At 72.0% G+C, this 13732-nt stretch carries 9 protein-coding genes, 1 pseudogene and 1 riboswitch; of the genes and pseudogenes, 7 read left to right on the forward strand and 3 right to left on the reverse strand.

What is annotated here, in order from left to right:
- Both IPZ69_RS43900 and IPZ69_RS43905 read right to left on the reverse strand, forming a co-directional pair.
- Window positions 1-1627, reverse strand: a 1627-nt coding sequence (locus IPZ69_RS43900; RefSeq protein WP_235460516.1) for a DUF1996 domain-containing protein, incomplete at its 3' end; no start/stop codon positions are given.
- A gap of 246 nt (window positions 1628-1873) precedes the next feature.
- A complete protein-coding gene (locus IPZ69_RS43905) occupies window positions 1874-2950 on the reverse strand; it encodes a hypothetical protein (protein ID WP_235460507.1) in 1077 nt (358 codons plus the stop codon).
- Window positions 2951-3087: 137 nt separating this feature from the next.
- Between IPZ69_RS43905 and IPZ69_RS43910 the strand changes: the two genes are divergently transcribed.
- Together IPZ69_RS43910 and IPZ69_RS43915 are read left to right on the forward strand one after the other, a co-directional pair.
- Window positions 3088-4320, forward strand: coding sequence for a PP2C family protein-serine/threonine phosphatase (locus IPZ69_RS43910; RefSeq protein WP_235460508.1), 1233 nt, complete (start codon window positions 3088-3090; stop codon window positions 4318-4320).
- A 200-nt stretch (window positions 4321-4520) separates the two neighbouring features.
- A riboswitch (cyclic di-AMP (ydaO/yuaA leader) is annotated at window positions 4521-4692 on the forward strand.
- Window positions 4693-4700: 8 nt separating this feature from the next.
- Window positions 4701-6281, forward strand: coding sequence for a C40 family peptidase (locus IPZ69_RS43915; RefSeq protein ID WP_235460509.1), 1581 nt, complete (start codon window positions 4701-4703; stop codon window positions 6279-6281).
- A gap of 31 nt (window positions 6282-6312) precedes the next feature.
- Here the strand turns inward: IPZ69_RS43915 and IPZ69_RS43920 are convergent, their stop codons facing one another.
- A complete protein-coding gene (locus IPZ69_RS43920; RefSeq protein ID WP_235460510.1) occupies window positions 6313-7365 on the reverse strand; it encodes an NAD-dependent epimerase/dehydratase family protein in 1053 nt (350 codons plus the stop codon).
- Between the two features lie 217 nt (window positions 7366-7582).
- Between IPZ69_RS43920 and IPZ69_RS43925 the strand changes: the two genes are divergently transcribed.
- The 5 genes and pseudogenes from IPZ69_RS43925 to IPZ69_RS43945 form a co-directional block, all read left to right on the forward strand.
- A complete protein-coding gene (locus IPZ69_RS43925) occupies window positions 7583-8947 on the forward strand; it encodes an FAD-dependent oxidoreductase (protein ID WP_235460511.1) in 1365 nt (454 codons plus the stop codon).
- 981 nt (window positions 8948-9928) lie between these two features.
- Complete coding sequence (locus IPZ69_RS43930; RefSeq protein ID WP_235460512.1) at window positions 9929-10894, forward strand: DUF1152 domain-containing protein; 966 nt, start codon at window positions 9929-9931, stop codon at window positions 10892-10894.
- Between the two features lie 263 nt (window positions 10895-11157).
- Window positions 11158-12390 (forward strand): hypothetical protein, encoded by a 1233-nt coding sequence (locus IPZ69_RS43935; protein WP_235460513.1) that lies wholly within the window; start codon window positions 11158-11160, stop codon window positions 12388-12390.
- Window positions 12391-12516: 126 nt separating this feature from the next.
- A complete protein-coding gene (locus tag IPZ69_RS43940) occupies window positions 12517-12834 on the forward strand; it encodes a DUF1232 domain-containing protein (protein ID WP_235460514.1) in 318 nt (105 codons plus the stop codon).
- Between the two features lie 138 nt (window positions 12835-12972).
- Window positions 12973-13732, forward strand: a pseudogene (locus tag IPZ69_RS43945) (PAS domain-containing protein); the annotation flags it as partial.

Here is a 13732-nt window from a genome sequence, read left to right on the forward strand (position 1 = left end):
TGTCGCCCGGAGCGGACCCGCCGTCGCCGGTGGGCGAGGTCTCCGGGGCAGACGCGGGCGGGTCACTCGGCTCCTGGCTGGGCTCCTCGCCGGGGTTGCTCGGGTCCTGGCTCGGCTCCTCGCCGGGGTCCGGTGCGGCGCCGGAGCCGCAGGTGCGGCCGGAGTTGATGCAGTCGACCATCTTGTTCATGAGGTCTTCGTCGAAGACGTTGATGAAGTCGCCGTGGTCGGTGACCGGCTTGTGCAGCTGCTCGGGGAAGGAGTCCACGGCGAACAGCGGAGACGTCCGGCCGCCGTCCTGGAGGCTCGGCGCGTCGACGTCGTAGACGATGCGCTGCACCAACTGCGGGATGGCCTCGAAGCCGCTCGGGCAGTTGCCGTTGCCGTCGGCGAACGCCACATGGGTGCGGTGGTTGGCGCTGTCGATATTCCGGCCGTCCCAGCAGCTCTGGAACCGGAAGGTGCGCACGACGTCACTGCCGGACGGGCACAGCGGGTACTTGTCCTTCAGCTGCCGGTCCTCGAAACCGGTGCAGCTCCACGACGCGTTGGCGTTGCCGGGGCCGTTGACGAACGCCTTGGCGTCGCCGGTGATGATGCGCAGCAGCCGCGGCATGGCCGTGACCTTGCCGCGCGGGCTGCCCTGGAAGGTCAGCGTGACCTGCTTGGGCGTGACGATCTGACCGGCGTTGCCCTCGGTGCCGCCGCCCGGGGAGTCGGCGTCCCGCTCGCGGGTGCCGTTCTGCAGCCGCAGCACGGGCCAGTAGTACGAGGACTTGTCCCCCTGGTCCGCGCAGCTGGTGTCGCCGTTCGCCAGGTCGTCGTCGCTGGCGAAGGCGTTGTTGGCCTGGTTGCCGACGTAGTCGTGGAAGTGGTGGGCGCCGTTGGTGACGCCGGGGGCGACGATCACGTTGTCCGAGTTGAACAGGCCGCCCTTGTTGACGCCACAGGAGGAGCTGAAGGTGCCGGGGGAGGCGTCCTGCTGCTGGGGCGGGTTCTGCACGTTCGGCTGGACGCCGGTGATGTCCGCGTAGTCCGCGGCCACGGGGCCGTTGCCGGACTGGCCGCCGTTGCCCTGGCCGCCGCCACCGGACTGACCGTTGTCGGTGGGCTGTCCGTTGCCGGTGGGCTGTCCGTCACCTGTCGGCTGTCCGGTGGCCGCGCCCGTCTGGCCGTCGCCCTGGGGCTGGCCGGCGTCGCCCTGGCTCTGGTTGCCCGAGGGCCGCAACGTGCAGTCCGCGAGGGCCTCCAGCCCGTCCGGGCGGTCCCCCACCCGGTCGATGGCGACCCCGATGCGCTCGATCGTCGCGGCGCGCTTCTCCTTCAGCGGGTTCATGATCGAGCCGTCGGCGAAGCCCGGGTCCTGCTGCTGCGACTGTGCCGCCTGCTGCAGTTGCTGGTAGGCGGCCGCGATCTGCTGGTCGAGGAGGGCGAGTTCGCGGTCGACCTCCTCCCTCGCCTCGTCCGGCACCGTCGTCAACTGACTGCCGACGTCCGGGCAGTAGATCGTGGCGGCTCCGGCGGCCAGGACCCGGTCGTTCCCGTTCGGAGCGGACTGCTGGTCCCAGCCGCCCTCGGTGGCGGAGGCATAGACGTTCGCCGCTATCAGTCCCCCTCCGCCCAGCATCAGTGCGACCGCTGCGAAGGTCACTCGTCGTGCGCCCGTCGGGCGTCTGCGGCTGTTGCGTCCCACGGAAGTACCCCTGGTCTCGTGGCCGGCTCGGCATGGAAATCCCCCGTCTCTTACGGAGCCGGACACGGGAGTGTTCAAGCGCCTCGCGGATTCATGCCAACCTCACAGGAAACGGAGGCACCACACCGGTTCTCCGTGTACCGCCGCGGCTCGCCCCGAGGGGTCGCCCCGGGCGGGTACTCACCCCGCCGGGGGCGCCTCGGGCGGGTCCGGGCCCGTCGGCCCGCTGCCCGGTCCCTTGATGTTGTCCAGCAGGGACCGCCCCTGCCGGTCGACGGCACGGGTGACGGATTCCTGCAGAATGCCGAAGGCGAACCCCCAGGCGACGATCTGCGTGGACGTGTCCAGACTGCTCAGGCCGGGGAAGAACGCACCGCTCATGAGCAGGATGCCGACCGCCGCGGCCACGGCGCCTACCGGGAGCCGGAGGATCATCTGCCCGGTCGCGACGTGATAGGGCCCCGCGGTCCCCCGCACGTCCCGCAGCGAGACGGCGCCCGCGACGGCCGCCCCGCACATTCCGATGAATTCAAGAAAGAAAACATTCCCCCATTTATTCGGACTCCCGAGCGGACAGATGAGGTCGGAATTCGGGGATTTCTCGTCCGGCGCGAAACAGAATCGTCGGGAAACCTCCGGATCGAAACCCGCCCACACTCCAAGACCGACCGCAATCACCGCGAGAGCACCGGCGGCCACGACCACGATCTGGGTGAAACTGCGCAGCCTCGCCCGCTCCGCCTCCTCCGCCTGATAAGCGGCATGCAGGGTGAGGGCGGCCAATTCCCGGAGACCGGCGTCCGCCTCGGTGGATTTCGTGCGCGTCAGGGCGTCTTTCAGGCGTCTGGTGCAGGTGTCGTCCCTCGGCAGGTGAATCCTGGCCTGCGACAGCGCGTACAGCCCCTTGGTGTAGATTTCCGCGTCCGGGGCTATACGCAGGAGAGCGACCTCGGCCTCGTGCACATTGGCCAGGGCGCGGTCGGCGGACGCGCCCCGCATCCTGCTGCACCAGCCCCGCCATCCGGGGGTCTTCAAAGCGTCCCGGGCCGCCTTGAGATGGAGGTGTATTTTGTGCGCGACCTCGACATCCCAGGAATTCATTCCCCCCGGGTCCGCCCGGCGGATTTTCACGAATTTGTTCAGCTGACCCTGCAGGTGGGCCACGTGGGCATTGAGGCGCTGATACCAGGAGGACCCGGCCCTGCCGACGTCGCCGTTGTCGGGGACGCGGAGAGGACCGCTGTCCGTGCCTACCATGAGTCGGCCTCCTTGGTAGTCCTCCTTTCCAGTTGACGCCTCCCGAACTGGGCGGGCAACTGGTGCACGCTCCCCCGCCGCGCACCCGATTTCATGGGAAACTGTGCGGGGTACGGGTGCTCGTGAGGCGGCAGGTCATGGCGGATGACGCGGAGATCGACTATGCGGCGGTGTTCCAGGCCCTGCCCGGAATGGTGGCGCTGCTGACGCCCGACCTGGTGTACGCGGACGTCAACGAGGAGTTCCTGCGCATGTCCGGGCGCAAGCGCGAGGACATGCTGGGCCGGCATCTGTTCGACGTCTTCCCCGACAATCCGAACGACGGCGGCGCGAGCGGAATGCGCAATCTGAAGGCCTCGCTGCTGCGCGTGCTGACCACCGGGGAGCGGGACACCATGGCCCTGCAGCGGTACGACGTCGAGCTGCCGGACCGTCCCGGACACTGGGAGGAGCGCTACTGGAGCCCGGTCAACGAGCCGGTGCTCGGCCCGGACGGGAAGGTCGTCCTCCTGGTGCACCGGGTCGAGGAGGTCACCGAACTGATCCGGGCGCGCGGCGGCACCGACAGCGACCGGGCCCGGGTCCTGGAGGCGGAGCTGTACCGGCGCGCGCGGGAACTGCAGGAGCTCAACGACCGGCTGCGCAAGGCCCACGCCCGCGAGCGGGAGGTGGCGTCCGCCCTCCAGGAGGCGATGCTGCCGGCGCGCCCGCAGGTGGCGGACCATCGGGCCGCGGTGCGGTACCGGCCGGCGGTGGGCGCGCTGAACGTCTGTGGGGACTGGTACGACCTGGTCGACCTCGTCGGCGGCAACCGCGTCGGGGTGTCGGTCGGCGACGTGGTCGGGCACGGGCTCGAAGCGGCGTGCGTCATGGGGCAGTTGCGCAGCGCGCTCACCGCCGCCTCCCGGGTGGCCGCCGGCCCCGCCGAGGCCCTGGACGTGCTGGGCCGCTACGCCCATGTGGTCGACGGCGCCGAATCGGCCACGGCGGTCACGACGTTCATCGACTTCGACACCCGCACCGTCCGGTACAGCAGCGCCGGCCACCCGCCGCCCGTCCTGGTGCACGCGAGCGGCCGGGTGGAGTTCCTCGACCGGGCGACCGATCCGCCGCTCGACGCCCACCCCGATCCCCGGCCACGGCGCGAGGCGCGGATCGAGTTCGACGACGGCGCCACCCTCGCCCTGTACACGGACGGCCTGATCGAGCGTCGCCGGGAGGACATCGATGTGGGGCTGGCCCGACTCGCCGACTCCCTCGGCCGCCACCGGAAGTCCGACCCGGAGACCCTCGCCGACAGCGTCCTGCGCGACCTGCTGCCCCCGGAGGGCGCGCGGGACGACGCCGCGCTCGTCGTCGTACGACTCTGAACCACACGGCCCCCGTCGGCCTGAGCCCTCCTGCCCAACAGGGGGAATTGTCCCGGTGAGTGACGCTCGGCCACCGAACCTCCGAGCGAACATCACAATTACGTATCGGACATTCCGCACTTCAACCTTCACACGAGGGACACAAGTTGGTTAGGTTGACGCCAGGCCGCACGGCTTCTCCCGGCGAACCACGCCGGGCCGCGTGGCCTCCGCCGAGTCCGGTGTCCCGTGGGACGACCGGAGCCGGGGACCCAACCGACATTGGGGTGAATCGGCCCAACGCCCCACAGGGCCTGGGCCGTAGGGCACGCCTTCCGGAATCGACCGCCCGAACCCGACAGCTAACTCGGTAGGCGGAGTACGGAAGGAGTACGTCTCCCATGGCGCCGGAGAGCCGCGACGAGGTTCGACAGCGGATCAACACCCTCTACGACCAGGCCGAGAACGCCACGGGGAACTACAACGCCACCCGTGCCATGTCGGGGGGATCACGCGGCCGCGGCGTGCCGCTGCGCAAGCGGTCGGGCGGGGGTTCGGAGCCCGCGCTCGACGCGATCTCCCGGCAGTGGTTCGACGGGGTCCGCGCCAAGCTGGGTCCGACCGTTCCCGCCGTCCTGCCGACCGACCGGATGCCGCAGCGTCCGGCCGAGCGCCGCCCCGCCGCACCGCTGGGCGACGGGCTGCCCGGCGCCGAGCTCGCGCTGCCGGAGCTGACCGCCTCAGGCGGCGGCCGTCAACTGCCCGAGCCGACCGGCGGCCCCGTCGCCGAGCTGACCGGCCGCCCGCGTGCCGAGCTGACCGCCCGGCCCGTCACCGCGCTGCCCGCCGTGCCCGAGCCGCGGCGGGAGCTGGAGCCGGCCGCCGGAGATTCACGGTCGGCGCCCGCCGCCGAGTCGCGCCGGCCCTCGCCGGCCACTTCCAAGGAGCGGAACCAGCGCAAGCTCGCCGCGGCCCGTGACCTCCTCGGCCGGGCCGCCGTACAGCGCAGCGCACCGGTCGCGGCGATCGAGGCGCCGCCCGCCCAGGACACGTGGACGGCGCGGGACGCCCTCACCATGACGGGGACGTTCGGCACCGGTTCCCTGCCGGCACAGCCGAGCCTGCCGCCCGCCACAGCGGACGCCTCTTTCGGTACGGGTTCGGTCCTGGACACCGGCTCCTACCCGACCGGCGACGCCCTCACCGACACGGGGGCGTGGACGGGCATGACGACGGGCATGAACCCGCTCACCGACACGGGGGCCTTCCCGGCGGCCAACCCCCTCACGGATATGGGCTCCTTCACCGCAGGCGGCGCCCTGACCGACACGGGGGCGTACGCGGCGCCCGCGTACCTGACCGATGCCGGGGCGTTCACGGCCCCTGCCCCGCTGACGGACACCGGCTCCTACGCGGCGGTCGCCCCCATGACCGACACCGGGACGTTCACGGCCCCCGTCCTGCCGATCGACAGCGGGGCATTCGCGACTCCCTCCCCGCTGACCGACACCGGGATGTTCGCCACCCCCGCCCCGCCGACCGACACCGGCTCCTACGCGGCAGTCGCCCCCCTGACCGACACCGGCGGCTTCGCCGCGGTCTCCTCCGTCCCGTCGGCGTACGCCGGGAAGGCCATGAAGGCGCTCGCCTTCGCCCGGGCGCAGATCGGCAAACCCTGTGTCTGGGGCGCGACCGGGCCGGACTCCTACGACTGCTCCAGCCTCACCCAGGGCGCCTGGAGGGCCGCCGGTGTCGTGCTGCCGCGCGGCGCCGCCGAGCAGGCGAGTGCGGGGACCCCGGTCACGCTCGCCACCATCGAGGTCGGTGACCTCGTCTTCTTCTTCGACACCCACAACCACGTCGGCCTGTACACCGGCAACGGCATGATGATCCACGCGCCAGGGCCGGGATCGTCCATCAGCGAGGAGTCGATCTACGGCGCCGGGGAGTCGGCGATCCAGCGGGTGATCCGCCCCGCCTGATGCGGGCCACGGCCGGACCTCCTCCCGGGCCTCACCTCCGCCGGGCGCGCCGGCTCTCGTAGTGGTCCAGGAGGGTCTCCTCGATCGGCCGGTAGGTGAGGCCCAGTTCGCGCACGCCGCGGCTGTTGTCGACCCGGAAGCGGATACCGAGGTGCTTCCGGATGTAGTCCTGGGTCAGCCCGAAGGCGGGGCCCAGGATCCGTACCGGCCAGTGCGGCAGCGCGGTGCGCGGGAGGCGGAGGTCGCGCGGGTGGCGGGTCCGGATGACGCGGGACATCTCGTGGAAGGACGTCATGGTCTCGGCGGCGACGATGTAGCGGCCCTTCGCCGCGGGGTTCTCCGCCGCGGCGATGTGCGCGTCGGCCACGTCCCGTACGTCCGCGGTCGTGAAGCTGAAGTCCGGGGCGCCGTAGCAGAAGTAGCCCTTGAACAGCTCGTCGAGCAGGAAGAGGCTGCCGGACTCCGACGCCGGGGTGAGTGAAGGGCCCAGGATCAGACCGGGGTTGACGCAGACCAACCGCCAGCGGTCCTGGGCGGCCTCGGCCTCCCACGCGGCACGCTCGGCGACGGTCTTGGCGTAGTGGTAAGGGTTGTTCTCCACCGTGCTGGTGGTGTTGAAGTACCGCTCGGAGAGCACCTGTTCGTCCATGTCGAGGACGTCCGCGTAGTCGCCGAAGATCGCGCCCACGGTGGAGGTGAGGACCACGGTCGTGACCGTCGGCGTCCGCTCCACGCCCGCCAGTACGTTGCGGGTGCCGAGCAGGGCCGGGTCGACCATCTCCCGTCTGCCGTCGACGATCTTCTCCGGCATGAAGAAGGGCGACGCCACGTGGAAGACGACCGAGCAACCGCGCAGCGCGTCGTCGAAGGAACCCTCGGCCAGCAAGTCCGCCTCGAAGAGGGTGAGTTGCCCCGGGAAGGCCTCCTGCATGTCCCACAGGGGCCGTACCTTCGCCCGGTTCGCGAGGGAGCGTACGGTGGTGTGGACCCGGTAGCCCCGCTCCAGCAGGCGCCGTACGAGATGGCTGCCGACGAACCCGCTGCCGCCGGTCACCGCGACGGTCGTCTCCGCGTGTCCACCCACGCTCTCACCCCTCGGTCGTGGCCGGTCGTCCGTCCCGGGCGGGACGCCTCCGCACCTCGGGGAAAGCGTCGGGCATGTACACGACCGATGTCCATCGGTCCACACCTCATAAGATCGCCTTATGAGGTCATAGATCGGACCCGCGTACTAACTTAGGTCTGCCTTAGCTTAGGCTTCCCGTTCGAGTCGCCTGTCATCACTCGAAGGGAACCTGATCATGCCGCGCCCCCTGCGGGTAGCCATCGTCGGAGCCGGCCCCGCCGGGATCTACGCCGCCGACGCCCTGCTCAAGTCCGAGGTGGCCGCCGAACCCGGTGTGTCCATCGACCTCTTCGAGCGGATGCCCGCCCCGTTCGGCCTGATCCGGTACGGCGTCGCCCCCGACCACCCGCGCATCAAGGGCATCATCACGGCGCTCCACCAGGTGCTCGACAAGCCGCAGATACGGCTGTTCGGCAACGTCGACTACCCGACGGACATCAGCCTCGACGACCTGCGCGCCTTCTACGACGCCGTGATCTTCTCCACCGGCGCGACGGCCGACCGCGACCTGCCCGTCCCCGGCATCGACCTCGACGGCTCGTACGGCGCCGCGGACTTCGTCTCCTGGTACGACGGCCACCCGGACGTACCGCGCACCTGGCCGCTGGAGGCCGAGAAGGTCGCGGTCCTCGGCGTCGGCAACGTCGCCCTCGACGTGGCCCGCATCCTGGCCAAGACGGCGGACGAGCTGCTGCCGACCGAGATCCCGGCGAACGTCTACGACGGCCTCAAGGCCAACAAGGCGCTGGAGATCCACGTCTTCGGCCGCCGCGGCCCGGCACAGGCGAAGTTCAGCCCGATGGAGCTGCGCGAGCTGGACCACTCCCCCAACATCGAGGTCATCGTCGACCCCGAGGACATCGACTACGACGCGGGCTCGATCGAGACGCGGCGCGGCAACAAGCAGGCCGACATGGTCGCCAAGACCCTGGAGAACTGGGCGATCCGCGACGTCGGCGACCGGCCGCACAAGCTGTTCCTGCACTTCTTCGAGTCGCCCACCGAGATCCTCGGCGAGGACGGCCGGGTCGTCGGCCTGCGCACCGAGCGCACCGCGCTGGACGGCACCGGCAACGTCAAGGGCACCGGCGAGACCAAGGACTGGGACGTGACCGCCGTGTACCGCGCCGTCGGCTACCTGTCCGAGAAGCTCCCCAAGCTGCCGTGGGACCTCGACTCGGGCACGGTCCCGGACGCGGGCGGCCGGGTCATCGAGGAGAGCGGCGCGCACCTGCAGTCCACCTACGTCACCGGCTGGATCCGGCGCGGCCCGGTCGGTCTGATCGGCCACACCAAGGGCGACGCCAACGAGACGGTGTCCAACCTCCTGGACGACCACGCGAACGGCCGTCTGCACACGCCCGCCTCGCCCGAGCCGGAGGCCGTGGACGCCTTCCTCGCCGAGCGGAACGTGCGCTTCACCACCTGGGAGGGCTGGTACCGCCTGGACGCCGCCGAGAAGGCGCTGGGCGAGCCGCAGGGCCGCGAGCGAGTGAAGATCGTCGAGCGTGAGGACATGCTGCGGGAGAGCGGGGCGTAAGTCCCCGCCCGGGTGTCCCTCGGGGGCCGGCGGCCTGCGGCCCGCCGGCCCCGTTCGCATCTCACTCCCCCACGGCCCGGGCGAACAGCTCGTGCAGCGGCACGGGTGAACAGGAGCCGGCTGAACGGGCCCCGGGCGTCCTTGCCCGCCACCGACGCCAGGTGGGCGCGTCGTTCCTGTGCCGGGGAACAGGTCCAGCAGCGCGCCCTGCACGTCGAGGCCCTGGGGGTGGTCGGCGAGCGGTGCGGTGGCCGCCTCCAACAGGGCGTCGGGCACGGCCTTGCCGCGGGCGGTGCCCACCAGGCGGCCCAGGACCCGGGCGTCCTCGTCCGTGTCCGGGCCGGCAGCGCGCGCCGGCGCCCGCACCCGGCGGGCCAGGTCGGCGGGCAGCTCGCCCGGGGAGGACGCCCTCGCGGTGAGGACGCGTACGTACTCCTCGTGCGCCTCGGCGGGGGTGAGTCGTCCCTTCAGCCAGCGCTGGTGCTCGCTCAACTCCTTGACGGGCAGGGCTCCGGCGGCGGCGAACAACAGCACATTGGCCCGGCGCCAGTCGGGGTCGACGGGCAGCGCGTGGCCCTGCTCGGCCCTGCGGGCCAGGGTGTAGGCCTTCGCGGCGGTGCGGCCGGGACAGCCGCACAGCCGGTGGGCCACCGTGTCCCAGAACCACGGCAGATGGGCCGGCGGCAGGGCGCGCGAGCGTCGCTCCAGCCGATCCAGACAGCGCCCCATCTTGGGATACGCGGCTTGGGATACGCGGACGACGCGGCCCTGCCGACCTCGGCGAGCAGCGCGAGCGCGTCGCTCTCCGCCGCCGGGTCATGGGTCTTGACCCAGAGCGCGTACGTCGTGGACCGGTGGGGTTCCGCGGGCAGGAGGACGTGATGGGGCATGCGTCCGATCTTGGCACGCGCCACCGACAGCCCGTCCGGGCCTGTGGATAACCCCAACGGGCCGGTGCGGGAGGTCTGTTAGCGTCCTGAGGTGTTCTCCCTCTGTGAACCCGCCTTCTTCACCCGGCTGCGCGACGCGCGGCGGGTGCTCATCGCCGGCGCGGGCGGCGGTTTCGACGTCTACGCCGGTCTGCCGCTGGCTCTCGCGCTGCGGGAGGCGGGGAAGGAGGTGCATCTGGCGAACCTGTCCTTCGCCGACCTGTACGGTCTGGACCTGGAGGCGTGGGTCGAGCCGGACGTCGCGGCCGTGGGCCCGGACACGCCCCTGCGCGGCGACTACTTCCCCGAGCGCACGCTCGCCCGGTGGCTCCGGGAGCACGACCAGCCGTCCACCGTTTACGCCTTCCCCGGCACGGGTGTCGGGCCGCTCCGGGACGCCTACCGCGCGCTCCTCGCGCACCTGGGCGGCGTCGACGCCGTCGTCCTGGTGGACGGCGGGACCGACATCCTGATGCGGGGCGACGAGCACGGCCTGGGCACGCCGGAGGAGGACATGGCCAGCCTGGCCGCCGTGGCCGGGCTCGACGAGGTGCCGCAGCGGCTGGTGGCGTGCCTCGGCTTCGGGGTGGACGCGTATCACGGCGTCAGCCACGCGCTGGTCCTGGAGAACCTGGCCGCCCTGGAACGTGAGGGCGCCTACCTGGGCGCGTTCTCACTGTCCCGGGAGAGCCGCGAGGGCGCGCTGTATCTCGACGCGGTGGCCCATGCCCAGCGGCACACCGCGAGCCGTCCCAGCATCGTGCACGGCTCCGTCGCCGCCGCCGTGCGCGGTGACTTCGGCGACGTCCGGTTCACCGAGCGGACCAGGGACGGCGAACTGTTCGTCAATCCGCTCATGACCTTGTACTTCTGCGTGGACCTGCCCGGTCTCGCCCGCCGCAACCTCTACCTCGACCGGCTGGAGAAGACGGCCCTCCTGCGGCAGATCGGCTCGGCCATCGAGGAGTTCCGCGACACCCTCCCACGTCAGCGCCAGCCCCGGGCCTTCCCGCACTGAGGGCGGAGAACGGGACCCGTCCCTAAGCGGATGGCGGGCGGGTCCCGTTCGCCGCCTCATTGTCGTGGTCCGGACAGGTCGGCGGCATGCGTGAACGGCGGGCACGTGACGTGCGGCGCGCGCACCCCGAGCGCGACACGCGCACCTGGTGTGCGCCCCTTACGCGACCGATTCCGTCCGACGCGCGACCCCCCGGCTGACGTGCCACGATCCCCGGCGGCGATACTGGGGGACGCCCACCACTCCCTTCCACATATTGGCTCATGTCGAACTCCGCCACCGACCGACCCAAGACCCCCGACACGGTGTGGCCGGCCCGCGGCCGCCACATCGGCCCCGACACCGAGGACGTCCTCCGCCGGCACCTGCGCCGCCTCAAGGAGAACGGGGTCCTCGAAGCCTTCACCGAACCCCCGGCACCCGAGGGAACCCCGCAGCGGGTCTTCGAGGCGCGATGGCGGGTCGCCGGTGACGTCATAGTGCGGGCCCGCCTGACGCTCGTACCCCCGCAGGACCGGGAGGACGGGCGGGAGTGGGTGCTCATGGCCGAGGCGGAACGCCCCTGGGACGAACAGTGGCCCTCCCCCGCCACCATGTTCTGGCCGGACGCCGCCGACGGCGACGACGCCGACACCGCCTGGGACCACCACCACAGCGTGCCGGGGCTGCGCTTCCGCGCGGTCAACCCGCTCCCGTCCGAGGACAAGGCCATACGGCGCCTGCTCAGGAACGCCGCGCGCGAGGCCTGGTGCATCAACCTCGTCGTGCACGAGGCCATGACCCCGGACGAGCTCGGCCGGCTGCCGCTCGCCCGGCTGCTGCCACCGAGCCTGCGCCACCGCGTGGTGGAGCACCGGGCCGCGCCCCAGCAGCTCCGGGCCGTCAACTGGGCGATCCGGGAACTCGGCGTCTGGGTGCCGCGCGGCGGTGCCGTGCTCCTGCCCCCGGACCCGGCACCGCCCGGCTACGACGGCCCCGAGTACTCGGTACGCGACGTCTTCCTGGACGGTTCCGAGCACACCGAGCTCGTCGACGTGGTGCGGCGTTTCGCCGCCCTGCCCAAGCCGCTGCCGCAGGGCGCCGACGAGGCGCTGACCGACCTGCGCGAGAACTGGACCCTGCTGACCCTGGAGGAGGAGCTGGCCCGCGAACGCAGGCTCGTGGCCATATACGCGGAGGCGCTCGACGCGATGACGAAGTCCCGGGACCTCTACCGGGATGCCGCCGAGCAGGCCCACCAGGCGCTGGCCGCCTACCGGGACACCCCCGCCCCGGCGGAGCGGCGGCACGAAGGGGCCGGGGTACCCTCGACATCCCCGCTCCAGCAGCTGACGCGCACGTTCGAACGGCTGCGGGGCGGCGCCAAGGGGCTCCGCCAGACGTCCGCACCGGGCACCGCCCGGGTCGGGGCCGAGCCGGGCACCGCCCGGGACGGGATCACCCCGGACAACGCCCGGGACGGGGACGAGACCGACGCGACGGAGGAGGCCTCGTAGCCGTCCGACGTCGTGGCCGTCGGCCGTCGTGCCGCCCCGAGGGCGATACGACGGCCCGGACCGGGAAGGCGTAGGGGAAGAACCGGACCGGACCGGACCGGCGCGCCCCGAGGGACTGGAGGCCCCATGGACACCACCACGACCGTGCTGCTGATCGCGGGCGTGCTCGCGGCGGCCCTGCTCGCCCTGGCCGTCGTTCTGCTGGTACGGCTGGTCCGCGCCCGGCGGACCCTGCAACGCGCCGGGCTCCCCACGGGGCCGCGCTGGGTGTTCTGGGGCGCTGTCCTCTATCTGGTGCTGCCCACCGACCTGCTGCCCGACCCGGTGTACCTGGACGACATCGGAGTCCTCCTCCTCGCCCTGCGCACCATGCGCACCCTGCGCCCCGAACGAGCCGTGTCGGCGGTCCCGGCCGACATCCCGACCGACCTGACGAAGTCCTGACCTCGGCTTTCGCGCCGATCCGGCACGGGTGTCGGGCGCGCCCCGGATTCCCCGGCCCGAGCAGGTGCGTTCGGCGGGGCTCCTGACGCATTCTTGCTGTGTCACCCACCCGGGCGGCGTACCGACGAGGCAGGACCGATGACTGGGAGCGGGGAGCACTCGGACCGGATACGCGGACGGCTGGCCGCGCTGCTGATCGACGCCTCCACCCGGGCCCTCACCGCCTCCGATGGCCGTGTGGCGGGCGTGTACATGCGCTGCGCCACGCCCGGGATGCTGCGACTCGCGGTGCTCGTGGGGCTGCCCGGCCGGCTGTTCCGGCCGTGGTGGCGGCTGCATGTCGACCGTCCGTTCCCGGCCGCCGACGCCTTCAGGACGGGCACTCCCGTGGTCCTGCCGAACGCCATGGCGATGGTGCGCCACTATCCGCAGTTCGCGGCCGGCCTGCCCTTCCGGTTCGGGGCGAGCTATATGCCCGTACCGGGGACGCGGGGCACCCTCGGTGTGCTCACGGTGATGCGTCCGGCGGCCCCGGAGGAAGTGGACGAGCTCCCGGAGCGGGACCACCTCACCCAGCTCGCCGAGGATCTCGGCGCCGGCCTGCTCGACCTGGCCGAAGGGGACGAGCTCGCGATGGTCTGGGACGACGAGCCGCTGTGCGTACGGCCCCCCGCGGCAAGCCCCGCCGTCGGCCGCGTCGGCCGGTTCACCTGGGATCCGATGACCTCCGCGGTGCGGGCCGACGACCGGCTGCACGACCTGCTGGGCGTGCAGCCCGAGGAGTTCCCCTGCACGGCACAGGCGCTCGCGGACGCCGTCGCCCCCGACGACGCCCCCCACCTGCTGTCCGCGCTGAGCGACACGGCCGCCGGAAAGCCGCCGGCCGCGCCCCTGCAGG

Origin of the sequence: Streptomyces olivochromogenes, assembly GCF_021538895.1 — a bacterium.
Taxonomy (GTDB): Bacteria; Actinomycetota; Actinomycetes; order Streptomycetales; family Streptomycetaceae; genus Streptomyces; species Streptomyces olivochromogenes_A.

What these genes read in the sequence shown, in the direction of transcription:
- IPZ69_RS43935 (WP_235460513.1), top strand. Translation starts at nt 11,158, where the DNA reads ATGTCGAACTCCGCCACCGACCGACCCAAGACCCCCGACACGGTGTGG.
- IPZ69_RS43940 (WP_235460514.1), top strand. Translation starts at nt 12,517, where the DNA reads ATGGACACCACCACGACCGTGCTGCTGATCGCGGGCGTGCTCGCGGCG.
- IPZ69_RS43905 (WP_235460507.1), bottom strand. Translation starts at nt 2,950, where the DNA reads ATGGTAGGCACGGACAGCGGTCCTCTCCGCGTCCCCGACAACGGCGAC.
- IPZ69_RS43925 (WP_235460511.1), top strand. Translation starts at nt 7,583, where the DNA reads ATGCCGCGCCCCCTGCGGGTAGCCATCGTCGGAGCCGGCCCCGCCGGG.
- IPZ69_RS43915 (WP_235460509.1), top strand. Translation starts at nt 4,701, where the DNA reads ATGGCGCCGGAGAGCCGCGACGAGGTTCGACAGCGGATCAACACCCTC.
- IPZ69_RS43910 (WP_235460508.1), top strand. Translation starts at nt 3,088, where the DNA reads ATGGCGGATGACGCGGAGATCGACTATGCGGCGGTGTTCCAGGCCCTG.